The sequence below is a fragment of the Mesorhizobium sp. LNHC209A00 genome (assembly GCF_000502915.1).
In the GTDB taxonomy this organism is placed as follows: Bacteria; Pseudomonadota; Alphaproteobacteria; order Rhizobiales; family Rhizobiaceae; genus Mesorhizobium.
The window spans coordinates 199,823-223,715 of sequence record NZ_AYWT01000004.1 but is presented as its reverse complement, the minus strand read 5'-3'; the positions used below and the strand labels follow the sequence as shown (position 1 = coordinate 223,715).

Genomic DNA, 23,893 nt, shown 5'->3' with positions numbered 1-23,893 from the left:
CTCAACCCGCCTTGGCCATCTGCATCAGGGTAACGCGCTGCTGGAGCCGGCGCTGCGCCTGGTCCACCACGACGGCGACGATGATGACCAGCCCCTTGATCACCATCTGCCAGAACGAACTCACGCCCATCATCACCAGCCCGTCCGACAGGATGCCGATGACGAAGGCGCCGACGATGGTGCCGCCGATCGTGCCGCGCCCGCCCGACATCGAGGTGCCACCGAGCACCGCCGCGGCGATGGCGTTTAATTCGAAGCTCTCGCCCGTTGCCGGATGCGAGGCCATCAGCTCCGACGAGATGATCAGCCCGACGATCGCTGCGCAGAAGCCGGAGAACATGTAGACGAACATCTTGACCATGTTGACGCGCACGCCCGAGATGCGCGCGGCGCGCTCATTGCCGCCGACGGCGAAGATGTGGCGGCCGAGCGGGGTGTAGCGGGCGAGATAGGCAGCCCCCAGCGCCACCACGACCAGAATCCAGATCGACACCGGCAGGCCGAGCAGCCGGCCGGCACCGAGGAAGCCGAAGCCGGTGGTGCCAAGTTCCGGCTTGCCGACCAGGTTGGGGAAGGTGCGGCCGTCGGACGACAGCAGCGCGAAACCGCGCGCGACGTAGAGCACGCCGAGCGTGGCGATGAAGGGCGCGACGTTGAGCCTGGTGATCAGCAGCCCGTTGACGGCGCCAATCGCGATGCCGACCAGAAGCGTGATCAGGGCGATCTCGACGACGTTGAAATAGATGGTGTAGCCGATCTGCAGGTCGATGCCGTTGAGCACGAGATAGCCGGCCACCATGCCGCACAGGCCGACGATCGATCCGACCGAGAGGTCGATGCCGCCGGTGATGATGACGAAGGTCATCCCCATGGCCAGGAAGGCGTTGAGCGCCACGTGCTTGGCCATCAGGATGAGGTTCGCCGCCGACAGGAAGTTCGGCGCCGCGATCGAGAAGAACACCAGCACCGCGATCAACGCGATAAAGGTCCTGAGCTTCATCAGCGTCAGCAGCGCGGAGCCGCTGGAGGCGGAAGGAGCGGCCGCCTTGGCCGGAATGTCAGTCATCAGCGTTGCTCCCCATGTGCGGCCGGTCCGTGGCCCAGCGCCGACGCGGCGACGATCGCCGCCTCCGTCGCTTCGGCGCGGTCGAACATGCCGGTCAGTCTGCCATTGCTCATCACCGCGATGCGGTCGGACAGCGCCATCACCTCGTCGAGGTCTGAGGTGGCGAACAGGATTCCCAGCCCGTCGCGCGAAAGCTTGCGCATGGTGCGGAAGACATCGGCCTTGGCGCCGACATCGATTCCGCGGCTGGGCTCGTCCATCAGGAGCACTTTCGGACCGGTGAGCAGCGCCTTGCCGATCACCACCTTCTGCTGGTTGCCGCCTGACAGCGACGAGACTTCCTGCGCCGGGTCGGCGACCTTGATCGCCAATTCCCCCACCATTTGCATCACGGCCTGCCGCTCGGCGCCGCCTCGGATATGGAACAGGCGCACGAAACGCGACAGGCTCGCCAGCGTCAGGTTGCTGGCCACCGAGAGGATCGACACCAGGCCTTCGCGCTGGCGATCCTCGGGGATCAGTGCAAGCCCGCGCTGGATACGGCGCGTCGTGTCGCGCTCCTTCACTTGCCTGCCGGCGATGAAGATCTTGCCGCTGGCATGGCCGTGACGGCCCATGATGCAGTCGAACAATTCGCTGCGCCCGGCGCCCATCAGCCCGTATATGCCGAGGATTTCGCCGGAGCGCAGCGACAGCGAGACATGGTCGACCGCCAGTCCGCCGGTGACGCGCGGCAGGCAGATCTCCTCGGCGCGGAAGATTTCCTCGCCTGGCTGGTGACCGTCGGCCTTGGCGAAATCCTTGGCATCCGAGCCGATCATCTGCCGCACGATCCACTGCGTGTCGACGTTCTTCATTTCCTCCTGGCCGGTGATGCGGCCGTCGCGCAGCACGGTGACCGTGTCGCCGATACGGATCAGTTCCTCAAGCCGGTGCGAGATGTAGACGATGGCGACGCCGCGCGCCTTGAGGTCGGCGATCACCTTGAACAGGATTTCGACTTCCGTAGCACTCAGCGCCGAGGTCGGCTCATCCATGATCAGGATCTTGGCGTCGAGCGAAACCGCCTTGGCGATCTCGACCAGCTGCTGCTGGCCGATGCGTAAATCCTCGACCAGCATGTCGGGTCGGATGCCGGCTTCTAGCCGGTCGAGGAATTCGCCCGCCCGCTCTTCCTGTGCCTTGCGATCGATCTTACCCAGGCGGTTGGTGATCTCGCGTGTGGCGAAGATGTTCTCGGCGACGGTCATGTTGCCGAACAGGTTCAGCTCCTGGAACACCATGCCGATGCCGCGCGCCACCGCGTCTCCCGACGAGGAGAAGGAAACCTCTTCGCCTTCGAGCAGGATACGGCCGAGGGTCGGCTGCTCGACGCCGGCGATGATCTTCATCAGCGTCGACTTGCCGGCGCCGTTTTCACCGACCAGCACGTTGACGGCCCCCTTGCGCACCTCGAAGTTCGCCTGCTTGACCGCGACCGTGCCTGCATAGACCTTCGAGACGTCCTCCAGCTTGAGGATGACCTCGTGAGCGGGGCTCATGGCTTCGGCCCGATCTCGGCCTCCGCCGGGGTCACCAGCGGCAGGTCCTGGCCGCCTTCGATCGTACAGGCGCCGAGCACCTTGGCGGTGCGGCCTTCAAGGGCCTCGCGCGGCAGCTTGGACAGCACGGTCTTGCCGGCATAGGCGTTGAAGGCCTTGCCGAACTGGGCGAAGTCGATCTGGTTGGTGAAGTCGTTGAACTGGACGAAATCGAGGCTGTCTCTAAGTGCAGTGCCGCGCATCGCCGGCCCGATCTGGACGCGCGCATCGGCCTTGCCGTCGCCGTCCACGTCGATGTCCATCGTGCCCGCGCGCGACTGCGTGTTGGCGGCGACGATCTTGCCCTCGACGCGGACCGCGAAGGTCCATGGCGAATTCGCCTGCTTCCTTGGATTGCCGTATTTGGTGCCGGCCGCCGCCGGATCGGTTTTCGCCAAGGCATGGACCTCGGCGAACGGCCCAGCCTTCTGCCTGAGGTAGGGGATGACCTTCGAGGCCCAGATGTCCTCGACCATCTTGTCCGGATTAAAGGCAGACGCGCTGTTTTCACTCCGCGCCACCGGCGTCGGCAGGATTTTGCAACCGCCGAGGCCAAGGCCCGCGAGCGCGACAAGCGTCAGCCAACTAAAAGGGGTTAGCCAGGTCAATGTCTTCGGCATGGCGGTCAAAAGCACCCGGAACGTGAAATTAGAGCAATTCCAGGAAAACTGTGAAACGGTTTCCCGTCCGGAATTGCATCAAAATAAAGCACTGAGGGGCGAACGCGTGTCCGCCCCTCGCAATTATATCGCGCCTGCTCAGTTCTTCAGCGCGAAGGTTTCCAGCTTGGCGGCATTTTCGCCATTGATGAGCACGCAGTCCATCAGCTGCTTTTCCTTCTCGGGCGACTTCTTGTTCTTGATGAAGTCGTTGGCCTGTTCGACCGCCATCTGCGCCTGGGCGTAGGCCGGCTGCAGCACCGTCGCCTTGATGCCGCCCGAGGTGATGGAATCACGCACGTCGTTCGAACCGTCGAAGCCGACGACGATGACATCCTTGCGGTTAGCCGCCGCGAGCGCCGCATAGGCGCCCATCGCCATCGTGTCGTTGCCGGAGATGACGCCCTTGATGTCGGGGTTGGCCTGCAGGATCGATTCCATCTTGGAATAGGCCTCGGTCTGGCTCCAGTTGGCCGACTGCTGCGCGACCATCTTCAGGTCGGGGTAATCGTCGATGACGTCATGATAGCCCTTCGAGCGGATGCCGGCATTGGTGTCGGATTCCTTGCCGACCAGTTCGACGAAATTGCCCTTCTCGCCCATCAGCTTGACGAACTCCTGCGCGCCGAGCTGGGCGCCCTGGTAGTTGTTGGAGACGATCTGCGCCACGGCAACGCCTGTGGCGTTGATCTCGCGGTCGATCAGGAAGGAGGGAATGCCGGCGTCCTTAGCCTTCTGCACGGCGGCGACGGTCGCGTCGGCGCCGGCATTATCGAGGATGATCGCCTTGGCGCCCCGGCCGATCGCGGTATCGATCAGCTCGGATTGCTTGTTGGCGTCGTCGTCATGCACCAGCACCAGCGCCTCGTAGCCGAGTTCCTTGGCCTTGGCTTCGGCGCCGACGGCTTCCGCCTTGAAGAACGGATTGTCGTGTGATGGCGTGATGATGGCGATGAGGTCCGCCGCGTAGGCGGGCATCGCCGTGCCGAGCGCCAGCACGCCGGCGAAGGCGGCAAGCGTCATTCTGCGTGTTAGTTTCATGAAGTCCTCCCGTTTGAAAAGCCTGTGTCTCGATCGTTCGAGGCACTTGTCTGCGTTTGAATTCGTCAGCGTGTGAAGGGTGCGGACCGCCTGGGCTCAAGCCGCCGGCTCCGCCAAGGCAAGTTCCTGTCCCCATCCTCTATTCGTCTCAGCATCGAACTCCCGGCGAAGCGTGATCCGAGCGAACATTAGCTTAGCTAACTGGTATGATGAGTCAACCACTAATTCAGGTGATATGTACCTAAAGGCAGATCTGTACCGAAGGCTCTCAAGTGATCCGCTGGATGCTGGCCGCGATCTCTTCGGGCTCGAAGACGCGCTTCCAGTCGTCGCGCATCAGCACCGGCTTGCCAAACTCGATCGCCTTGTTGCAGGCATCCGAGAACACGCCCTTGGTTTCGCCGAAGATGACTGCGCCGAGCACGTTCATGTGGCCAAGCAGGAAGTCGAGCGCCGCCTGCTGGTCGACGCCGCGCGCCACCACCTCGTCGACGGCTTCCTTCATGACCACCAGCAGCGAGGCGCACACCGTTTCCGAAAGGCCTGGCTCAAGCAGCGCCATCTGTTCGACGGAAACGCGGTGCGAGCGCATTACCGGCGCCCAGATGATCTTGGCGATGGCCTCGCCTTTGGCGTAATCCGCTTCTGGTCCCTGCATCAGCGCGCTGACCATGTGCTGCTTGGCCTTGACGCCGCCGAAATAGTCTTTCTTGGCCGCCATGTCGGTTTCGTCGTTGAAGATCGGGGGATGACAGGGATGGGTGACGAAGTAGGTCAGGTCGGGACGATTAGGCAGATGGCCGGCAAACGGTGCGGCGGCATCCAGCACGATGACCATCGTGCCCGCCGCAAGCTTGCTCTCGATGCCGGCCGCGACCTTGCCGATATGGGTGTCCGGCACGGCCAGGATCACCACGTCGACGCCTTCCAGCGCCTCCTCGGCGCTGACCGTGTCGAAGCCCAGTCCGTTCTTCAGCCGCTCGCGCCCGGCCTCGCTGACCTCGACATGGCGGATCGTATAGGGCGAACCGCGGAAATTGGTCGAAAGGCGGTAGCCCATTTTGCCGCCGGCACCGAACAGCGCAATCGTCGTCATCTAGCCCTTGCTCCCTAGTCGCGGACGCCGGCATTGCCGATCGTCATCTTGCCTACTGGTATGATCACTCTACCACAGCTTGGCAAGAGAAATCATCATCCCGAGTGTTATTCCGGCCGGATCGCCGCCGCACCTGACTCGGATTTCAGCGTGTCCTCGTCGCCTGCGCGGTCGACGGCGGCTCGCCGCGACAGCACCTGCCGGCCGGCCAGCGCCAGAACGAAGATCACGACGATGCCTTGCACGATGTCCTGTGCACCTGGCGGCAAGCCGACGATCTGCATGGTGGTGACGATGAGGATCAAAAGGATGCTGGCGAACAGCGTGCCGACGGCGCTGGCCGAGCCGCCGAAGATCAGCGTTCCGCCCAGAACCACCGCGGCGATCGACTGCAGGAGATAGGGCTGGCCCATCTCCAGGAAAGCGCCGCCTATATAGGCGCCGAGCAGCAGCCCGTTGAGCGAAGCCAGCACCGACGAGATGATGAACGCCGACGCGATGATCCGGTTGTTGCGGATCGCCGCCAATCGCGCGGCGGTGCGATTCTGGCCGACCGCCGACAGCAACTGTCCGAACACCGTGTAGCGCAGCACGAACGCGGTCGCCGCGACGCCGATAATGGCGATGACGGCCATGATCGGCACGCCGGAGACGCGGCCCGTCGCCAGCGTCTTCAAGAGCGGACTGACGGCGAAACCCGATATGGCGCGGTTCGACAGCAGCGTTGCCGTCGCCAGCACATAACCTGTCGCCAGCGTGGCGATGATAGCTGGTATGTTCAGCCCGACGACGAGCAGCGAATTCAAGCCGCCGACCGCGAGGCCGAGCAGGATCGCCGCACCCACGCCGATGGCGAGGTTAGCATCCTGGCCCTTGATGGTGAGCAGCGCCACGAAGGCGCTGAGCGTGATCACCGAGGCCACCGAAAGGTCGATATTGCCGCGCCCGGTGGTGACGACGAACATCTGGCCAATGCCAACCACGGTCAGGAACGACGCCGATAGAATGATGCCCGACAAGCTGGAGAGGCTGAACCGGTTGGTGACGATGGACAGCACCAGCCAAAGCACGAGCACGCCGATCGCCGACCAGACCCAGCGGTTTTTCTGCGCCCAGAGGCTGAAGGCGGCAAGGCCGTTCATTGTTCGCTCCTGCGATCGGCGGTCAGGCTGCGCAGCGTCAGCAGGGCGATGAGGATCAGCCCCTGCGTTGCCGCGTTGAAGTCGCTGCTCACGTTCAGCGTGCCGAGCAAGGCGCCGATCAAGGCCAGCGTGACCGCGCCGGCGACCGCGCCGACTGGCGAGATGACGCCGCCCAACAGCGAGCAGCCGCCCATCACCACGGCGGCGACGCTGAGCAGCGTGAACGAATTGCCGGAATTAATGTCGCTTGCCGTGTTGATCGCGGTCAGCGACAGGCCGGCGGCAGCCGCGAACAGTCCGGCGACGAGGTAGCGCACCAGCGCGTAGCGCGTCGGCGACCAGCCGGAGCGGACCATGGCGGTTGGATTATTGCCGAAGCCGCGCAGCACCACACCGAGCGGCAGCCGGTCGATCAACAGCACCACAAGCGCGACCGCGGCGATGAGGATGATGGAGGTGGGCAGGAAACCCAGAGACCAGCTGAACATCGCCGACAGCCATTCGGGGCTGGCGCCGCCCGGCGTCGGCTGCAGCGCGTAGCCTAGTCCCATCCAGATGAAGGAGGCGCCAAGCGTGACGACGATGGCTGGGATCTTACGTGCCTGGATCAGGCCGCCAAGCCCGGCATAGGCGGCGACCGCCGCCACCAGCGCCAGCGCTCCGAGCCATGGCTGATCGTAGAGCAGCGTGGCGGAAAGCACGCTGACCAGGCCGGCAAAGGCGCCGACGCCGAGATCGATCTCGCTGCCGCCGACGATGAACATCTGCGCCGCCGTCACCAGCACCAGAGACAGCGCCGGCATCAGGAGCAGGTCGAGCCCAAAGATCGAAGCGACCGCCGGGTTGGCCGAGATCATCACCGCCAGCACGGCGGCGAGGCCGATGAAGGGAGCCGCGTTCACCAGCCGGCGGGCAAGCCCGGCGCTTGCGGTGCTGTGTCGCGGGCGCGGGCGCGTGTCCGCCTGCTGGGCGAAGGATGCGCCGACGACGGCCGATTCCGTGATCGCCTCTCCGCTCAATTCCTTGACGATGCGCCCACCCGAAAACACCAGAACGCGGTCGCAGGCCAAAAGCTCGGCATCTTCGGTCGTGTGCCAGACCAGCGTGCGCCCGCTGCGCGCGATCTCGTTGCAGAGCCTGTAGAAGTCCTGCTTGGTGGCGATGTCGACGCCGCGAGTCGGATCATCGAGCAGCAGGATCGGAGTGTCGGCGACGAGCGCGCGCGCAACCAGCGCCTTCTGCTGGTTGCCGCCGCTGAGTTCCAGGATGTTGGAGGCGAAGCGCTTGTCGTCGAGCTGCAGCCGGCCGGCCGCTTCGGCCGCCGCCTCGCGGTTGGCACGCTCCGAAACCAGCCCCAGTGCCGGACGGCGGGCGAGGCTGCCGATGCTGATGTTTCCAAGCACGCTCCACAGCGGGAACACGCCTTCCTTCTGGCGGTCGCCGGCAATGAAACCGGCATCGCCGCTCCTGGTCACCGCGGCCTCCCTGGTGGAATCCGGCTCGAAAATGGCGTGCAGCAACTCCTTCTGGCCGCTGCCCTCGAGCCCTGCCAGTCCGATGATCTCGCCGCGGCCGATCTCGATGTCGCGGCCGAGCCCGGCGGTCAGGAAGCCGGACAATTTGACCAGCGCCTCGCCGCTGCTGGCTGCGGCGGCGCTGTGCTGGTGGATCGAATTGGCGTCGCCGCCCATGAGCTGCACAAGTTGGCCGATCGAAGTGCCGGCGACATCGCCGCGCCAGGCGGTGCGCCCGTTGCGCAGCACCATCACCTGCGTGGCGATGTCGATGATTTCCTGCAGCTTGTGGCTGATGAAGATGAAGGCAAGGCCGGATTTGGCTCGTTCGCGGATAAAGGCCCGCAACTGCCTCGAGCGGTCGAGGTCGAGCGAGGAGGTCGGCTCGTCGAGCACGATCAGCTTGACGCCGGGCGTGGCGGCGGCGCGCGCGATCTCGACCATCTGCCGCTCGGCGATGGAGAGATGGCCGACTTCGGCGTTCACATCGATGCCGTTGGCGGGAAAGACGGCGTCCAGCGCCGCCCGGGCGCGGGCTCGATAGAGCGCTCGCCATCCCGGCCGGTTGGCCGCTTCGCCTGGCGTCTCCAGGAAGAAGTTCTCGGCGACGGAAAGGTTGGCGCACAGCGACAGTTCCTGGTGCACCATGCGGATGCCGCGCCTTTGCGCCGCCGCCGTGTCGTAGTCGGCGAAGCCCACATCCTGGCCGGTGAATGAAATCGAGCCGAGGGTCGGTGACGTCGCCCCGCACAAGATACGCATCAGCGTCGATTTGCCGGCGCCGTTGCCACCGACCAGGCCGATGATTTCGCCGGCCGAGACGGCGAGGTCGATCTGCGCATTCGCCAGCGTCGGGCCGAAGCTCTTGGTGATCCGCGACAGCGAAACGACGTTTGGCCTGGTGTCGGGCACCGTAGCGGCTGCGCCCTCCGGATCGGTCACGGCAAGATGGGACATTCGTCCTCCGATTCTTACGGGCAGGGACCGGGCGCGGCCGTCTGGCGCGCGCCCGGTCCCTGGCAATGGCGATCTTACTTGCTGAGCAGGTTCTGCTTGACCCAGTCGAGCGAATAGCTGGGGCTGATGATCTGGCCGCCCGGCAGCTTGGCATATTCCTTGAGGTTGCCGGCATCGACGGTAGCCACCGGCATGATCATCATCTTCGGCGCTTTGGCGCCCTTGAGCAGCGACAGGCCGAGCCAGAAGGCGGCGCCGCCGATGCCGGGCGTGGTGTTCATCGAGACCGTCTGGTAGCCGTTCTTGGCGTTCTCCTCGGCCCACCATTTTACGAAGTCGGTGCCGCCGCCCCCTTCGATGACGGGCATCTTGCCCGCATAATCGCCGCCATACTGGACGAAGGCCTGGGCGATGCCGACATCGTCGCTGCCGCCTTGAGCGAGCACTGCGTCGACATGTGGCAGCGAGGGCAGGACGTTGGCGATCGCCGCCTGCGCGACCGAGGCGGTCGCCTGGCCGTAGACGGTCGCGACAACCTTGACGTCGGGATATTTCGCCAGCACCGACTGCTGCGCGTTGAACATGTCGTTGTCGGGCGCAGAGCCCTTCACGCCGCGCACCTGGATGACGTTGCCCTTGCCGCCGATCATCTTGAAGACGGCTTCGGCCTGGGCCGCTTTGTAGCCCTTGAAGTCGAAGTTGAGCTGGTAGTTGCAGGGCGCCGAAGCAACCGAATCGAAGGAAACGACGATGATGCCGGCCTTGCAGGCCTTTTCGATGATGCCGTTGACCGCGGTCTCCGAGGCGGCGTCGACGGCGAGTACATCGACCTTCTTGAGGATCAGCTCGGCGATCTGGCTGTTCTGCTGCGCCACCGAGCCGTCACCGTTCATGATGATGTAATCGGCGATTTGGCCACCCGCCTTGGCTTCCTTGGCCGAGGCCTCGAACGCCTCCACCATCTGGTGGCGCCAGGTGTTGCCGTAATAGGCGTTGGCGAGCGCGATCACCGGTTTGTCCGACGATGCCATCGCCGGTAAAACAGAAACACTGGCCAGCGCGGCGCCGACAAGCGCCGCCACAATTGAAAACTTCATGATTTCTCCTCCCAAAAACCGGCCGACCTGGATCGGCTCGTCTGTCACTCCGTAATGCTGTCTCTTCCGAAAGACACCATACCAGCTACATGTTATACCAGCATACCAAATAGGCAAGCCGCTCGGAACTTCATTTGATTGCGTCGACAGGGCAACGCGCGCCCGCCGGGTTTTCTTTCTCATCCCTGGCAGCCGGTCGGGGCGACCATGTTGCCATCATGCGCCGCGTTGAGACTGGCCACACTGGACGCTAGGTCATCATATATGTAATGTCAATCAAGAGCGGGGACCTTGCCCATCCGTGCGACTCGGGGTCGATTGCCTCGAGAAACGATCAGGAGAGATGCGGATGGAACCGGTCCAGAAGAAGAAATTGTATGTCGAGGTTCTCGATCGGCTGATGGCGGCAATCTCGACGTCCGAATTTCCGCCTGGTTCCCAATTGCCGTCGGAAAAGGAATTGATGACGATGATCGGCGTCGGACGGCCGTCGATCCGGGAGGCGATGCTGACGCTGCAACAGATGGGGCTCATCAGGATTTCGCACGGCGAACGCGCGCGCGTCATCAACCCGACGCCGGAGGTGATCGTCGATCAGGTCTCAGCGGCTATGGTCATGATGCTGGCGACGAACTCTCGCGGGCTTGAAGACCTAAAGGAAGTCAGGCTCTTGCTGGAAACTGGCCTGGTCCGGATCGCCACCCGACGTGCAACGGCCAAGAGCCTGGAACGGCTTGCCGAGACCTTGCGCCATCTGCGCGAGGCAAAGGGCGACCAGGCTCGGTTTGTAACCGCCGACATGGAATTCCACGCCGTCATCGCTGAAATGAGCGGCAATTCGATGATCGCGGCCGTGGCCAAGGGCATGCTCGAATGGCTGTCGCGCTTCAAGCGCGATCTCGTGGCGGTGAAAGGCGCCGAGCGTCTGACGGTCGAGGAGCACGAACGCATCTACAAGGCGATCGCCGGCGGCGACGCCGAAGGCGCCAGCGCCGCCATGGCGGACCATATAGGCCGCGCCAATGAACTCTATTCGAAACTGGCCGGCAGCGACGGCGGGAGCTGACAGCCGCAAAATTTTTTTGATCGAGAAAACTCATGTGATGACATGATATCTTTTTGATGCTATCGCTCCCGCCATGAAGTTCATTCCAGCCGGGAGCCTGCATTGACCGGTCGCCTTAACGCCACCTACCTCATCGAAACCCGCTATCCCATGGAGGTAGCCGCGGCCGCGATGGCGGGTGAGCAATCGAGCGGGACATTCCGTCCCATCCCTGGGGAGACGCCGGAACTGCTGCTCAGATTCGGCGCGCGCGTCGAATTCATCGAGGATCTTGGCGAGGTCGATGGCGAGGCGTTGCCGTTTTCGCGCGCGCCCCGAGATACGGCGGCCGTCAGGCCGCGCCGGGCCAAAGTGGGTCTTTCCTGGAACGTCGAGAACATGGGCACCGTGCTGGCTTCGGTCTGGTCGACGGTTCTCGGCAATCTGTTCGAGCTGCATCATTTCTCGGCCATGCGTCTGCTCGACGTCAGCTTTCCCGATGTCTTCGCTAATGCCTATCCGGGGCCGGCTTTCGCTGTCGAAGGCACGCGTCGTCTGACCGGCGTCGCGGGACGGCCGCTGGTCGGCACCATCGTCAAACCGAGCGTCGGTCTTACGCCAGCGGAGACCGCGACCCTGGCCGATACGCTGATCTCATCTGGCCTCGACTTCATCAAGGACGACGAACTGATGGGAGATCCCCCGCATTCGCCATTCGAACAGCGGTTCGAGGCGGTCATGGCTGTCATCGACCGGCACGCCGACAGGACCGGGCGCAAGGTCATGTACGCGGCCAACATTTCCGGGGACATCGACGCCATGCGCCGCCAGCTTGACCTGATCGAGCGCCGTGGCGGCACCTGCGCCATGCTGGTCCTGAATTCCGTCGGCCTGTCGGGTGTCGTCGAGATGCGCCGGCATTCCGCCGTTGCGCTTCACGGCCATCGGGCGGGCTGGGGCCTCTTCAGCCGTTCTCCTGATCTCGGCATGAGCTATCTCGCCTACCAGAAATTCTGGCGCCTGGCCGGCATCGACCACATGCACGTCAACGGGTTGTCCAACAAATTCTGCGAGCTCGACGGTTCGGTGATGGCATCCGCCCACGCCTGCCTCACTCCGATGTTCGGCCGGGCCGACCGTCCCGATACGGTGATGCCGGTGTTTTCGTCTGGACAGACCGCGGTGCAGGCGGGCGAGACCTATGAAAGGCTCGGCTCGAACGATTTCATCTATTGCTGCGGCGGCGGGATCATGGCGCATCCGGGCGGTCCGGCCGCCGGTGTTCAAAGCCTGCACGATGCTTTCGAAGCCGCGGCGGCAGGCATTCCCCCGCGCGACTACGCCGCCACGCGTCCGGAGCTCGAGGCCGCGCTGCAAGCGTTCGGCTGAATCTGCGTCATCGGCGCGCCATCAAGATAAAATGGGAGAAGAGATATGAGGATATCCGTAGCGGTGCTTGGAGCAGGCGGGAAGATGGGCTTCCGCGTGACACGTAAGCTGATCGAAGCGGGCTACGATGTCCGCGCCGTGGAGATCGGAGAGGCCGGCCGCAAGCGGCTGGGAGAAGCTGATATCGCCGCCGTCGCCATGGAGGAAGGCATTCCCGGAGCCAAAGTGGTGGTCATGGCCCTGCCGGACAACATCATCGGCCAGGTGACGCGGCAGGTCTCGCCGATGCTTGCCAAGGGCACCATGATCCTCGTTCTGGATGCCGCGGCGCCCTATGCCGGCGACCTGCCCGGCGATCGACCGGATCTCACCTATTTCGTCGGTCATCCCTGCCATCCGCCCTTGTTCGGCGACGAGACGGAGTGGGCCGCGCGTCGCGACTATCATGGCGGCATCGCCAGGCAGTCGATCGTCTGCGCCCTGATGCAGGGACCCGAAGAGGACTACGCGCTTGGCGAGGAGGTGTGTAAGGCAATGTGGTCGCCGATCATCGACAGCCACCGGGTGACGGTCGAACAGCTGGCAATCCTGGAGCCCGGCCTGTCCGAAATGGTCGCCATGCCTTTCGTCGACACGATGGTCGAGGCCGTCGAGGAGTGCGAGCGCAAATACGGCATTCCAAGGCAGGCCGCGCTCGACTTCCTGATCGGTCATCTAAATGTCGAGATCGCCATGTGGTTCGGCTTCTCGCCGAAAGTGCCGTCCGACGCCGCTCTGCGCCTGATGCGCTTCGCCAAGGGCGTCGTGGTCCGTGACGATTGGCGCGAGGCACTCTCGCCGGCCAAGGTGAAGGAAGCCTCGGAACTGATCGTCTACGGCAAGGGAGCCTGAGCCCTGCCTTCGCGGATCGTATCGGTATCGACCGCTCTCTTCGACGGCTATTCCATCGATTTCGCCATCGAGGAGATTGCCGCTGTGGGTGTCCATGTCGAGCCGGCCTTTATCAGCGGCTATGTCGATTTCGACGAGGATATGTTTGCCGAGGCGCAGGCATTGAAGCTGCGCCGGACGGCGCAAAATGCCGGGCTTGGCATCAACGCCGTGTCGGCTCATCTCGACCTGTCGGGGCCCGATGCGATCGAAGCGTTGTCCCGGCGGATCGGCTTTGCCGCCGGGCTTGGCGCTTCGTTCCTGATCACCAATACCGGTTCGGCGAGAAACAGCGCGGCTATCCGCGCGACGATCGATGCCGTTCTGCCGCGGCTGGAACAGGCTGATGTTGTTATGGCGCTCGAGAACCCCGGGCATGGGAGCGGCGATCTGCTCGGCAGCGCTCAATCAGGGGCAAGCTTCGTCCGCGATATCGGATCGCCGTACGTCCGCCTGAACCACGATGCCGGCAACGTCTTCACCTACAGCGGCGAGACGATGCAGCCGGCTCAAGATATCGCTGATGCCATCGATACGGTTGGACATGCTCATCTGAAGGATGTCGTCAGCACCGGGGCGGGGTGGGCGTTCTGCGCCATCGGCGACGGCTCTGTCGACTATGCATCCTACTGGGCCGTGTTGCCCGCCACGCTGCCAGTCAGCATCGAACTGCCGTTGCGGCTGCAGCGCCCGCGGCGCAGTGATCCCCAGCGGCGAAGCACGCCGGTGGATATCGGCACCATTCGCGGCGCCTTGCGGCGCTCGCTGGAATTCGTGAACGCGCTGGACAACGTCGAGTTCTGAGCGCGGCCCGACTACCCCCGCTCGGGGAACATCGCCTTCAGCCCTTCGCGCGACGCCTTGGCGACGCCGCGTTCGGTGATCAACCCGGTGACCAGCCGCGCCGGCGTCACGTCGAAGGCGGGGTTTGCCGCAGGCGTTGCTTCGGGCGAGACGCGTACCTGGGCGATCTCGCCGCTCGCTGTCTTGCCCCACACCAGCGAAACCTCGTCGCCGGAGCGTTCCTCGATCGGGATTTCGGCAAGTCCGTCGCCCACCGTCCAGTCGATGGTCGGCGAAGGCAGCGCGACGTAGAACGGCACGTCGTTGTCCGCGGCGGCGAGTGCCTTCAGATAGGTGCCGATCTTGTTGCAGACGTCGCCGTCGGCGGTGGTGCGGTCGGTGCCGACGATGACCATGTCGATTGCGCCGCGTTGCATCAGATGGCCGCCGGCATTGTCGACGATCAGCGTGTGCGGCACGCCGTGGCCGGCCATCTCCCAGGCGGTGAGTTGGGCGCCCTGGTTGCGTGGGCGTGTTTCATCGACATAGACATGGACCGGAATGCCGGCTTCGACAGCGAGGTAGATCGGTGAAGTGGCTGTCCCGTAGTCGACCGTCGCCAGCCAGCCGGCATTGCAGTGGGTGAGGATATTGACCGTCTCGCCCGGCTGCTTGCGCGCCGCGATATCCTTGATGATGGCGAGACCGTTCTCGCCGATGGCGCGGTTGAGCCCGACATCTTCGTCGGCGATCTCGTTGGCACGCCGGTAGGCGGCCGCGGCGCGTTCACCAAGCGGCAACGGCCGCAGGAAACGGCGCATCTCGTCAAGCGCCCAGCGCAGGTTGATTGCCGTTGGCCTGGTATCGTGCAGTACCTCCCACACAGTGTCGAGCGCTTCGTCGGATGCATCATCCGTCATCTGCATGGCGACGCCATAGGCCGCGGTGACCCCGATCAGAGGTGCGCCACGCACCCACATGTCGCGGATCGCGGTGGCGACGCCGGCGACAGTGACGAGCTTCTCGATGCGGAATTCATGTGGCAGCCAGCGTTGGTCGATGATCTCCACCGAGCGGCCGTCCTCGCTGAGCCAGATGGTCCGGTAGTGGCGGTCGCCGACGTTCAAATGCTGTTCTCCTGTTCGATAAGCGCGGCCAGATTATTGATCTCGTCGATGCTGTGGATCTGGCGCCGGTTGACGGCGATGTGGCGGCCGAATTTCAGTGCCTTCGCCTCACAACTGGCGCGCAGATCTTCATCGGCAATGGTCTCGAAGTCGGCATTGTGGGCGAGGCCAAGGATGCGCCTGTGCACCTCGATGCCGGCAAAGCCGAGCAGATCGTCCCAGATCTGGTGCAGGACGTTGTCGAGCGCCTGCTCGGCGCCCAGCCGGTCGCCCTGATCCTCGAAAAGGCTTTTTTGATAGAGCATGCCGGTGCGCTCAGTGTGCCATAACAGCGAGAACTCGGCGCGGAACACCGCCCAGGTTTCAGCCGTGACGCCGAGCAGATAGGCGCGCATGGCGTCGCGCTTCCCGTTCTGCTCATGCCCGCGCTGCGAGAAGAACGACATCCAGAAATTGGCGAGCAGCATGCCGATATCGAAGGCCATCGGACCGTAGAAGGCGAACTCCGGATCGATCATCCGCGTTTCCTGATCGGTGACCATGATCGAGCCGGAATGCAGGTCGCCATGCAGCAGCGTCTCGGCATTGGCGGCGAACATATGTTTCAGCCGCTGCGCCTCCACCTTGAGGTCGCGGTCGGCGCGCAGTTCGGCGACCAGCCCGTCGAGCTGCGGACTGGTGTGGCGGTTCATCTTGGCGTCGAAATAGGGGTCGGAAAACACCAGGTTCTCGGTGATGTCGCAAAGCTCGACATTGTCGGCGAACAGCGCCAAATCCGCCTTGCGGTCCTTGGTCACCATCGACAGGTCGGAACCGCGAAACAGCGTGCGGGCCATGAACAGACCGATATCCCTGGCAATGTTCGGCAACTGGTGCCCGTCGATCAGGGCGCGCCTGAGAATGATGTGTGGCGGCGCCAGATACTCCATGATGATCAGCGCCTGGACCTCGTCGAAGTAGTAGATCGCCGGCACCGAGCCCGGCGCGCGCGCCTCTTGCCGGGTCAGTGCGTGGTATTCGAAGAAAGAACGTTTGAGCGGCAGCGGCCAGCTGTCGCCGACGAGGCGGACATAGGGCAGGGCCTGCTTGACGATGGCGCCGCCACTGGCGCCTTCGACGATGAACACCAGGTTGAGATTGCCGTCGCCGACCTCGCGAACTTTCCAGGCGCTGGTGTCCTTCCCGATCCTGGCACACAAGGCCTCGTTCGCGCCCAGACGTGTTGCGAGCGTCTCCACCGACAATGCTTCGAACGGCAAGTTCCCAGTCATTCTTGTCCCTCCCGCCTATGTGCTCCGATCATAGGGAGCCCTAGCGGTCGGGCCAAGCTAGGAAGCTGTCTGGCAATTGTCAATCGTGTTGACAATTGCCGACATTGACCATAGCGTCATCACCAGGGAGGAACGCATGGTCGGCAATGCCGTGTTCCGCGTAGAGGGACTGAGGAAATCCTTTGGCCGTAACGAGGTGCTTGGCGGCATCGCGCTGGACCTCCATGCCGGTGAAGTGACCGTGCTGATGGGCGCCAACGGCGCCGGCAAATCCACCCTCGTCAAGATCGTCAGCGGCGTTTACGAGCGTGGCGGCGGCGCCATGACGCTCGCCGGGCAGGACTTCGCGCCGAACACTCCGGCGGAAGCTATCCGCGCCGGCGTCGTCACCGTGCACCAGAACATCAATGACGGCGTCGTCGCCGACCTTGATGTCGCCACCAATCTCACGCTCGACAGGCTGAGCGGCCGGGGCGTGCCGACCCTGTTCAATCCCGCTCGCGTGCGCCGTGAGGCCAGGGCGGTCGCCGACCGCATGGGGCTGGCCATCGATTTGAAGGCGCGCGTCAGCGATCTTTCGCTGGCCGACCGCCAGATGGTGGCGATTGCCCGGGCGCTGGCGCACCAGCCGAAAGTGCTGATCCTCGATGAGCCGACCTCGTCGCTCTCCAGTGCCGAGGCCGACAGGCTGTTCGCGCTGGTCGACCGGCTGCGCGAGCAGGGCGTGGCGATCCTCTACATCTCGCACCGCATGTCGGACATCAGGCGGCTCGCGGATCGCATCGTCTCGATGCGCGACGGTGTCGTCTCCGGCGCCTTCGATACCAAGCCGCTCGACTATGAAGGCGCGGTCAACGCCATGCTCGGTCGCAAGATCCATCTCGACCGGATCGTGGCCAGGAGTTCCGCCAGGGCGGTCCTGAGCGTCGAAGGCCTGCGCATCGCGCAGGGCGCCAAGCCGATGTCGCTGACACTCGGCGATGGCGAGGTCGTCGCCATCACCGGCCTCGTCGGCGTCGGCAAGACCGCTCTTGCCGAAACGCTGTTCGGTGTGCGCCGGCCGCTCGCCGGCACCATGACGATGAACGGCAAGCCTTACGCGCCGCGCTCGGCTGGCGACGCGATCGCAGCCGGCGTGTTCCTCGTCGCCAAGGATCGTGCGACCAGCGGCATCGTCGACGGCTTCAACATCGAGCGCAATGTCAGCCTGCCCTTTCTGAAGCGCATGTCCAGTCTGAGTGTGCTCAGGGGCCGCCTCGAACGCGCCACCGCACGCAGGCAGATCGAGCAACTAGGCATCGTCTGCCGCTCCGAAAAGGACGAGATGTCGGCGCTGTCGGGCGGCAACCAGCAGAAGGTGATGGTCGCCCGCTGGATGGCGCAGAATGCCGCGCTGTTCATCCTCGACGAGCCGTTCCAGGGCGTCGACATTTCGGCCCGGCGCGATATCGCCGCCAAGCTGAGGGCAAGCGCCAATGGCCGCGCCACGCTTCTGTTCGTCACCGAACTCGACGAAGCGCTGGAAACGGCCGACCGCATCCTGGTGATGTCGGAGCACACGATCGTCGGCGAACACCGCAATGCCGATGTCGACCTCGACCGCCTGTTGGCCGAGGTTGCCGGTGGACCGCTGCACAGCGCTGCCTGAGCGTGGCGGCCGATGGAATTGGAATGGAGAGACCATGGCTTCGAGTTGGGTAAAAACGGCAGCGGCGCCGGGGTGCGCCGAATGACGCTGCGCGACTACGCCATCCGCTATGGGTTCATCGTGCTGCTGTTCGGATTGGTTGCCTATTTCGCGATCGCCGCCGACGGGTTCGTCTCGCCGCAAAGTGCCGTCTTCATCTTCCAGTCTGTCGCCATCACCGGCGTGCTGGCGCTCGGTGTCACCGCCACGCTTGTCGTCGGCGGCTTCGACCTGTCGATCGGTTCGGTCGCAACCTCGGCCATGATGGCGGCGGCCTACGTGATGGTGGTGCTGGAGCAGAATGCATTCGTGGCGGTCATCGTCTGCCTGTCGATCGGCGCCATTGTCGGCCTGATCAATGGCTGGCTGATCGTCTACATGCGCGTACCCGATCTCCTGGCGACGCTCGGCATGATGTTCCTGCTGGTCGGTCTGCAGCGCATCCCAACGGAAGGCCGCTCCATCGCAACCGGCATGACCATGCCCGATGGCTCGGTCGCCGGGGGCAAGTTCTCCGATGCCTTCCTGGCGCTTGGCCGCCACCGCTTCGACTTCTTCATCCCCAACCTCATTCCGGTCTCGGTCGTCGTGCTTCTGGTGCTGGCCGTGCTCATCTGGTTCTTCCTCGAATACACCCGCTTCGGCCGCATGATGTATGCGGTCGGCAGCAATGAGCGCGCCGCCGAACTCGCCGGCGCGCCTGTCAAGGCATACAAGATCTGGGCCTACGTTATTTCAGGCGTTTTTGCCTCGATCGGTGGCATTTTGCTCGCCGCCCGGCTTGGACGTGGCGACATCGCCTCGGGTAATAATCTGCTGCTCGATGCGGTTGCCGCGGCGCTGATCGGCTACGCGGTGCTCGGCGCCGCCAAGCCAAACGCTTTCGGCACCGCCATCGGCGCGCTGTTCGTCGGCATCTTGCTGCAAGGCCTGACAATGATGAACGCGCCCTACTACACGCAGGATTTCGTCAAGGGCGTGGTTCTGGTCGTCGCCCTTGTCTTCACCTTTGCCCTTTCGGGCAGGGGCAGGAACTAGCATTCGGCCGGACAGGATTTTGGGTTCAACAAAAAGTGGAGGAAAACAAGGTGAACATCACAAGAAGACTTCTGGGGAAAGTGGCGCTCGGGCTCGCCGGCGCAACCATGCTGATGCAGGGGGCATTTGCCGCCGACAAGCCGGCGCCGTTCGACAAACCTGGCGTGAAGATCGCGCTGGTCCGCTATCTCTCGACCGGCGACTTCTTCCAGGCCTATCTGTCGGGCGTCGAGGCGCAGTCGAAGGCGCTCGGTATCGACCTGCGCGTGCTCGACAGCCGCCAGGACGCCGCCCTTCAGTCCGACATGGTCGACCAGGCCATCGCGCTTGGCGTGCAGGGCATCATCATCCAGCACGGCCTGACGGAATCTATGAAGGACGCCGCCCAGCGCGCCGTCGACGCGGGCATCAAGGTGGTGGCATTCGACGTCAATGTCGAAAACCCCAAGATCCCGCAAATCGAACAGTCGGACAAAGACCTGGCACGGCTGGCGCTTGAACAGGCAGTCAAGGACAATGGCGAGAGCTGGAATGCCGGCTATGTCTATGTCGCCGGCATCGCGCCGCTCGACCGCCGCAACGAGACCTGGGTAGACGTCAAGAAAAAGCATGCCGGCATCAAGGAAGCCGCCATGTTCGGGACGCTCGACAATCCGATCGCCAACTCCGTCGCCAACCAGGCGCGCTCGGTCCTGTCGGCACACCCCGACATCAACGTGATGTTCGCGCCCTATGACGAGTTCGCCAAGGGCGTGAAGATCGCCGTCGACGAAGCCGGCCTGAACAAAAAGATCAAGATCTATTCGGCCGACATTTCGACGTCCGACATCGCGGCGATGCGCGAGCCCGACAGTGCCTGGGCGGCAACCGCCGCCACCAACCCGGCCGTCGTCGGCCAGGTCTCGGTGCGCGCCCTGGCGCAACTGCTCGCCGGCGAAGATCCCGGCCACAACGTGATCGTGCCGCCGACGCTGATCACCCAACAGGAGCTGATCGACAAGGACATCAAGAACATGGAAGACTTGTCGGCCAAGCTGCCGCAGTTCGCCCATGCCGACGTCGCCATGCCGGCCTGGATGCCGAACCCGAACGCGAAGTAGGTTTCGCTGCAAGCGATAAGGTTAACAACTGAGAGCCGCCTGCAGCAATTGTTGCAGGCGGCTTTTCTATCGAAGACTGTCTTCACTCACGGAACAGGTCGGAATGCGAACCGGTACCAGCAAGCTGCAATTCGTCGCCGACAACGCGGTTCTTGCAAACCTACCGTAGCGCCGCCGCTATGTTGCCGCCGTCGACCGTCGTCACATCAGCGGTCGTCCGGTCGGCCAATGCATGGTGCAGGAAGGCCTGCGCCACATCCTGCGCCGTTACTTCCTGGCCGAGCAGATTGCCGGACATGTATTCCTTCTCCGACACGCCGCGCGCGCCGGAGCGGCTGGCGATCATGGCGTCGGTCAACAGGCCCGAGCGGATGCGGTCGGCGTTGACGGCGTTGGAGCGGATGCCATGGGCGCCGTAGTCGAGCGCGTATTGCCTTGACAGGAACAGCGTCGCCGCTTTCGGCACGCCATAGGCGCCGAATTTTGGACCCGGATTGACCGCCTGCTTGGAGGTGTTGAACAGGAGTGCGCCTCCGGTGCCCTGTTCCAGCATGATCCGCACGGCGTTCTGCGCTGCCGACTGGTGGGCGAAGAAATTGAGCTCGAAGCTCTTGCGCAGCAGCGTATCGTCAAGCTCGCCGATGCGGCCTTCCCAGGCAGCACCCGCATTGGACACCAATATGTCGACGCCGCCGAAGACGGCGACCGCCTTGTCGAAGGCGGCACGCATCTGGTCCGGGTCGGTGATGTCGGCGCCGACGCCAATCGAATTGTTGCCGGCTTTCTTGGCGGCATCAGCGGCCTTTTCGGCGTCGAGATCGACGACGACGGCATGAGCGCCATTGTCGGCGAACAGTTTTGCGGTCGCCGCACCAATTGCACCGGCGCCGCCCGTGATCAGCATCACTTGGCCGGTCAGCGGCTTCGGCTTGTTGGAGGCAAGCTTGGCCTGTTCCAGCGACCAGTATTCGAGCGGGAACAGGTCGGCCTTGGATAGCGGGTGGAAACGGCCGACGGCCTCGGCGCCGCGCACGGCCTCGATCCACATCTCGCCAACGTCCGAGGCGATCCTTGCGTCCTTCAGCGTGCGGCCGTGGCCGAACATGCCGAGCCCCGGCACCAGCGTCAGCCGGGGCATCGGATCGAGCATGGTGCGCTTGACGTCGTCGAGCGCGTCATTGGTCTCGAAATAGGCGCGGTAATCCTTGGCGAAAGCGTCGACATGGTTCTGGATTACGGCCTTGTAGTCGCCGATCTTGTCGGCGTCGGGCGCTGGCACGGCCATCGGCCCGGTCTTGATGCGGATCGACAGATCCGGCGTCGACACGCCGCGTCCTGCATAGTCGGCGATCTCTGCAGAACTGATGAAATCAACGATCGCGTCCGAGCTGCGGAAGTCAGAGATCATGCGGTCGAAGCGACCTTCGCCGCGTGGCGCCGCTACAGCGCCGCGCAGCATGGGCGCGATCGCCGCCGGTGACGCTAGCCTTGCCGGCAATGCCGCCTTTGCAGCCTTCGGCTTGGCATGCTCGGCCACATAAGCCTCGGCTACGTTCACATAGTGGATCATCCGATCATAGGCCTGCCTGGCATCCTCGCCGAAAGTGAAGATGCCGTGCTTGTCGAGGATCAGGCCTTCTACCGTCGGGTCGGCGTCGAACACATCGGCGGCCGCCTTGGCGAGATCGAAGCCTGGCATGATGTAGGGCACATAGCCCATTTGTGCTCCGAACACCTTTGCCACCAGCGGCTTGCTGTCTTCCTGGTCGACGATGGCCAGGATGGCGGTGGAGTGGGTGTGGTCGACGAATTTATGCGGCAGGAAGGCATGTAGCAGGGTCTCGACCGAAGGGTTGGGCGAGGCGGGGTCGATCAGGTTGGCCCGCTGCAACGCGACCATGTCCTCGTCGGAAAGCCTGTCCAGCTTGCGCGCCTTGAGCAGGGCGCCCATCTTGACGGCGGGCAGGCCCTGCGGCTCGATGACGGCCATGTCCCAGCCGCTGCCCTTGACGCACAGCACGTCCCATTCGTCGCCGACGAGGTCGGTCGCCTTGGTTTTGCAGGAGGTGTTGCCGCCGCCATGCAGGACCAGTTGTGGCACACCGCCCAGAAGCCGCGTCGTGTAGACGCGCAAGGCGAGGTCGCGGCCGACGCCCTTCTTCGCATAATCGGCAACGAGTTTTTCGGCCGCGTCGTCGTTCCACAGATTCTTCATGTTCGTTTCGTCCAGTTGCTATCTTTGATGGTGAACAGGAATGCCGCGACGCCTTGATGACAAATGCGTCGGCAAAGCGTTGGTTTTCAGGATGCCTTTTCTGCTGACATTCCGGCATGATCGAGCAGCCGCTGCGCCATATGCGCGCCGACCACCAGATGCGTGCAGAGGCCGCCGGCGATCGCCGCGAGCAGCGGCTCGAACTTGCTGTCTTCCTGCACGACCATCAGCCGCTTCCCGATAACGCGCAGTGAAGCAAGCCCCGCCGAGATGACCCGCCGGTTGTAGCTGCAGTCGAGCAACTCGCCACCGGCATCGATGATCTGCCCGGCAATAACACCCGCGGCACCTTCCCTGCGCAGCGCCGCCATCTCGGCCGCCGTCAGCGCGCCGCACTTCACCAGGTGGCTGTCGGCATCGACCGCGCCGATGGAGTAGAGCGCAAGATCGCAGTCGCTGATCCCGGCAAGCTGGTCGCGGATCACAGGTTCGGCGCGCAGGCCTTGCGCCAGTTCCTCGGTCGACAGCACCAGGGGCGCGTAGAAGTTGAGGCCCTTGGCATTGAGCCGTCGCGCGATTTCCATCGTGCATTGATCGGGACGGTAGGAATACGGCGCGCCGAGATTGCCGCAGAGCTGCACCACGGTGACGTCCTGCAGGTCGGCATAGGACATGATGTCGGCGATGGTGTAGACGGTGCGGCCCCAGGCGACGCCGATGCGGTCGCCTTTCCCGACGAGTTCCAGGAAAACGCTTGCCGCCAGCACCGCGATATCGGTCGAGGGGTCGGCGAGATAGGCGTTCTCAGGCGCGATCCAGACGGCGTCGAGCTTCAGGGCGTCTTCCAGCCTGCGCGCCATGACGTCGTCCGTGAAGAGTTGCGTCGAGGTCGAGATGTTGACGATGCCTGTCTCACGCGCCTTGCGCAGATACATGGCGACGGAAGCGCGCGAAATGTTGAGTTGATTGGCCACTTCGTCCTGGCGAAGCCCATGGGCATAGTAAAGCCAGGCCGCCTTGTGGATGAGCTGTTCTGCCGGTCGGATCGCCATGCCGCCTCCTTGGCTGACATTAGTCACGGCTCTCGACAAAAGTCAAATTTTGGAGAAACAGGAAGAGATCCTGCTGGCGCGGCACAATCGAGATCCCCATTCTA

At 63.8% G+C, this 23,893-nt stretch carries 19 protein-coding genes; 7 read left to right on the top strand and 12 right to left on the bottom strand.

Features of this window, described 5'->3' with window-relative positions:
- Position 1 precedes the first annotated feature (1 nt).
- The 8 genes from X739_RS153155 to X739_RS0134285 all read right to left on the bottom strand — a co-directional run bounded on the left by X739_RS153155 (position 2) and on the right by X739_RS0134285 (position 10,152).
- Entirely contained in the window at positions 2-1,066 is a 1,065-nt protein-coding gene (locus X739_RS153155; RefSeq protein ID WP_023771090.1) for an ABC transporter permease, read from the bottom strand.
- Positions 1,066-2,607, bottom strand: coding sequence for a sugar ABC transporter ATP-binding protein (locus X739_RS153160; RefSeq protein ID WP_023771089.1), 1,542 nt, complete (start codon positions 2,605-2,607; stop codon positions 1,066-1,068). Before X739_RS153160 ends, X739_RS153155 begins: the two co-directional genes overlap by 1 nt.
- Positions 2,604-3,266 (bottom strand): DUF2291 family protein, encoded by a 663-nt coding sequence (locus X739_RS153165; RefSeq protein ID WP_023771088.1) that lies wholly within the window; start codon positions 3,264-3,266, stop codon positions 2,604-2,606. Before X739_RS153165 ends, X739_RS153160 begins: the two co-directional genes overlap by 4 nt.
- A 138-nt stretch (positions 3,267-3,404) precedes the next feature.
- On the bottom strand, positions 3,405-4,346 hold the full coding sequence (locus X739_RS153170; RefSeq protein ID WP_023771087.1) for a D-ribose ABC transporter substrate-binding protein: 942 nt from the start codon (positions 4,344-4,346) through the stop codon (positions 3,405-3,407).
- Positions 4,347-4,614: 268 nt separating this feature from the next.
- Positions 4,615-5,442 (bottom strand): phosphogluconate dehydrogenase C-terminal domain-containing protein, encoded by an 828-nt coding sequence (locus X739_RS153175; protein WP_023771086.1) that lies wholly within the window; start codon positions 5,440-5,442, stop codon positions 4,615-4,617.
- Positions 5,443-5,549: 107 nt separating this feature from the next.
- Positions 5,550-6,584, bottom strand: a complete 1,035-nt coding sequence (locus X739_RS153180; protein WP_023771085.1) for an ABC transporter permease — start codon at positions 6,582-6,584, stop codon at positions 5,550-5,552.
- Complete coding sequence (locus X739_RS153185; RefSeq protein ID WP_023771084.1) at positions 6,581-9,055, bottom strand: ATP-binding cassette domain-containing protein; 2,475 nt, start codon at positions 9,053-9,055, stop codon at positions 6,581-6,583. The genes X739_RS153180 and X739_RS153185 overlap by 4 nt, the downstream gene beginning before the upstream one ends.
- A 74-nt stretch (positions 9,056-9,129) precedes the next feature.
- Positions 9,130-10,152, bottom strand: coding sequence for an ABC transporter substrate-binding protein (locus X739_RS0134285; protein WP_031240494.1), 1,023 nt, complete (start codon positions 10,150-10,152; stop codon positions 9,130-9,132).
- Between the two features lie 349 nt (positions 10,153-10,501).
- Here X739_RS0134285 and nanR point away from each other — a divergent pair, with 349 nt between their 5' ends.
- The 4 genes from nanR (at position 10,502) to X739_RS153205 (ending at position 14,320) form a co-directional block, all read left to right on the top strand.
- Positions 10,502-11,218 carry a transcriptional regulator NanR gene (gene nanR / locus X739_RS153190; protein WP_023771082.1) on the top strand — a complete coding sequence of 239 codons (717 nt, stop codon included), beginning with the start codon at positions 10,502-10,504 and terminating at the stop codon, positions 11,216-11,218.
- A 102-nt stretch (positions 11,219-11,320) separates the two neighbouring features.
- A complete protein-coding gene (locus tag X739_RS153195; RefSeq protein WP_023794634.1) occupies positions 11,321-12,586 on the top strand; it encodes a ribulose-bisphosphate carboxylase large subunit family protein in 1,266 nt (421 codons plus the stop codon).
- 45 nt (positions 12,587-12,631) lie between these two features.
- Entirely contained in the window at positions 12,632-13,477 is an 846-nt protein-coding gene (locus X739_RS153200) for a phosphogluconate dehydrogenase C-terminal domain-containing protein (RefSeq protein WP_023771080.1), read from the top strand.
- A 141-nt stretch (positions 13,478-13,618) separates the two neighbouring features.
- Entirely contained in the window at positions 13,619-14,320 is a 702-nt protein-coding gene (locus X739_RS153205) for a TIM barrel protein (RefSeq protein ID WP_245273838.1), read from the top strand.
- An 11-nt stretch (positions 14,321-14,331) separates the two neighbouring features.
- Here the strand turns inward: X739_RS153205 and mtnA are convergent, their stop codons facing one another.
- Both mtnA and mtnK read right to left on the bottom strand, forming a co-directional pair.
- Positions 14,332-15,426: an S-methyl-5-thioribose-1-phosphate isomerase gene (gene mtnA / locus X739_RS153210; protein WP_023771078.1), complete on the bottom strand. Its 1,095-nt coding sequence runs from the start codon at positions 15,424-15,426 to the stop codon at positions 14,332-14,334.
- Positions 15,423-16,697: an S-methyl-5-thioribose kinase gene (gene mtnK / locus X739_RS153215; protein ID WP_023794632.1), complete on the bottom strand. Its 1,275-nt coding sequence runs from the start codon at positions 16,695-16,697 to the stop codon at positions 15,423-15,425. Before mtnK ends, mtnA begins: the two co-directional genes overlap by 4 nt.
- Positions 16,698-16,833: 136 nt before the next feature.
- Here mtnK and X739_RS153220 point away from each other — a divergent pair, with 136 nt between their 5' ends.
- From X739_RS153220 to X739_RS153230, 3 genes are all read left to right on the top strand, one after another.
- Positions 16,834-18,345, top strand: coding sequence for a sugar ABC transporter ATP-binding protein (locus tag X739_RS153220; protein WP_023794631.1), 1,512 nt, complete (start codon positions 16,834-16,836; stop codon positions 18,343-18,345).
- 81 nt (positions 18,346-18,426) lie between these two features.
- Positions 18,427-19,422 carry an ABC transporter permease gene (locus X739_RS153225; RefSeq protein WP_023794630.1) on the top strand — a complete coding sequence of 332 codons (996 nt, stop codon included), beginning with the start codon at positions 18,427-18,429 and terminating at the stop codon, positions 19,420-19,422.
- A gap of 50 nt (positions 19,423-19,472) precedes the next feature.
- Positions 19,473-20,522 (top strand): substrate-binding domain-containing protein, encoded by a 1,050-nt coding sequence (locus tag X739_RS153230; protein WP_023771075.1) that lies wholly within the window; start codon positions 19,473-19,475, stop codon positions 20,520-20,522.
- 160 nt (positions 20,523-20,682) lie between these two features.
- Here the strand turns inward: X739_RS153230 and X739_RS153235 are convergent, their stop codons facing one another.
- Together X739_RS153235 and X739_RS153240 are read right to left on the bottom strand one after the other, a co-directional pair.
- On the bottom strand, positions 20,683-22,737 hold the full coding sequence (locus X739_RS153235; protein ID WP_023794629.1) for a bifunctional aldolase/short-chain dehydrogenase: 2,055 nt from the start codon (positions 22,735-22,737) through the stop codon (positions 20,683-20,685).
- Positions 22,738-22,823: 86 nt separating this feature from the next.
- Complete coding sequence (locus X739_RS153240; protein ID WP_023771073.1) at positions 22,824-23,789, bottom strand: sugar-binding transcriptional regulator; 966 nt, start codon at positions 23,787-23,789, stop codon at positions 22,824-22,826.
- Positions 23,790-23,893 lie beyond the last annotated feature (104 nt).

Bases quoted from the DNA above. Each gene is read 5' to 3' on its own strand.
- X739_RS153175 (WP_023771086.1), bottom strand. From the start codon at position 5,442: ATGACGACGATTGCGCTGTTCGGTGCCGGCGGCAAAATGGGCTACCGC.
- mtnK (WP_023794632.1), bottom strand. From the start codon at position 16,697: ATGACTGGGAACTTGCCGTTCGAAGCATTGTCGGTGGAGACGCTCGCA.
- X739_RS153170 (WP_023771087.1), bottom strand. From the start codon at position 4,346: ATGAAACTAACACGCAGAATGACGCTTGCCGCCTTCGCCGGCGTGCTG.
- X739_RS153200 (WP_023771080.1), top strand. From the start codon at position 12,632: ATGAGGATATCCGTAGCGGTGCTTGGAGCAGGCGGGAAGATGGGCTTC.
- X739_RS153185 (WP_023771084.1), bottom strand. From the start codon at position 9,055: ATGTCCCATCTTGCCGTGACCGATCCGGAGGGCGCAGCCGCTACGGTG.
- X739_RS153225 (WP_023794630.1), top strand. From the start codon at position 18,427: ATGACGCTGCGCGACTACGCCATCCGCTATGGGTTCATCGTGCTGCTG.
- X739_RS153165 (WP_023771088.1), bottom strand. From the start codon at position 3,266: ATGCCGAAGACATTGACCTGGCTAACCCCTTTTAGTTGGCTGACGCTT.
- X739_RS153240 (WP_023771073.1), bottom strand. From the start codon at position 23,789: ATGGCGATCCGACCGGCAGAACAGCTCATCCACAAGGCGGCCTGGCTT.
- X739_RS153205 (WP_245273838.1), top strand. From the start codon at position 13,619: ATGTTTGCCGAGGCGCAGGCATTGAAGCTGCGCCGGACGGCGCAAAAT.
- X739_RS153235 (WP_023794629.1), bottom strand. From the start codon at position 22,737: ATGAAGAATCTGTGGAACGACGACGCGGCCGAAAAACTCGTTGCCGAT.
- X739_RS153220 (WP_023794631.1), top strand. From the start codon at position 16,834: ATGGTCGGCAATGCCGTGTTCCGCGTAGAGGGACTGAGGAAATCCTTT.
- X739_RS153155 (WP_023771090.1), bottom strand. From the start codon at position 1,066: ATGACTGACATTCCGGCCAAGGCGGCCGCTCCTTCCGCCTCCAGCGGC.
- nanR (WP_023771082.1), top strand. From the start codon at position 10,502: ATGGAACCGGTCCAGAAGAAGAAATTGTATGTCGAGGTTCTCGATCGG.
- X739_RS153160 (WP_023771089.1), bottom strand. From the start codon at position 2,607: ATGAGCCCCGCTCACGAGGTCATCCTCAAGCTGGAGGACGTCTCGAAG.
- X739_RS0134285 (WP_031240494.1), bottom strand. From the start codon at position 10,152: ATGAAGTTTTCAATTGTGGCGGCGCTTGTCGGCGCCGCGCTGGCCAGT.
- X739_RS153180 (WP_023771085.1), bottom strand. From the start codon at position 6,584: ATGAACGGCCTTGCCGCCTTCAGCCTCTGGGCGCAGAAAAACCGCTGG.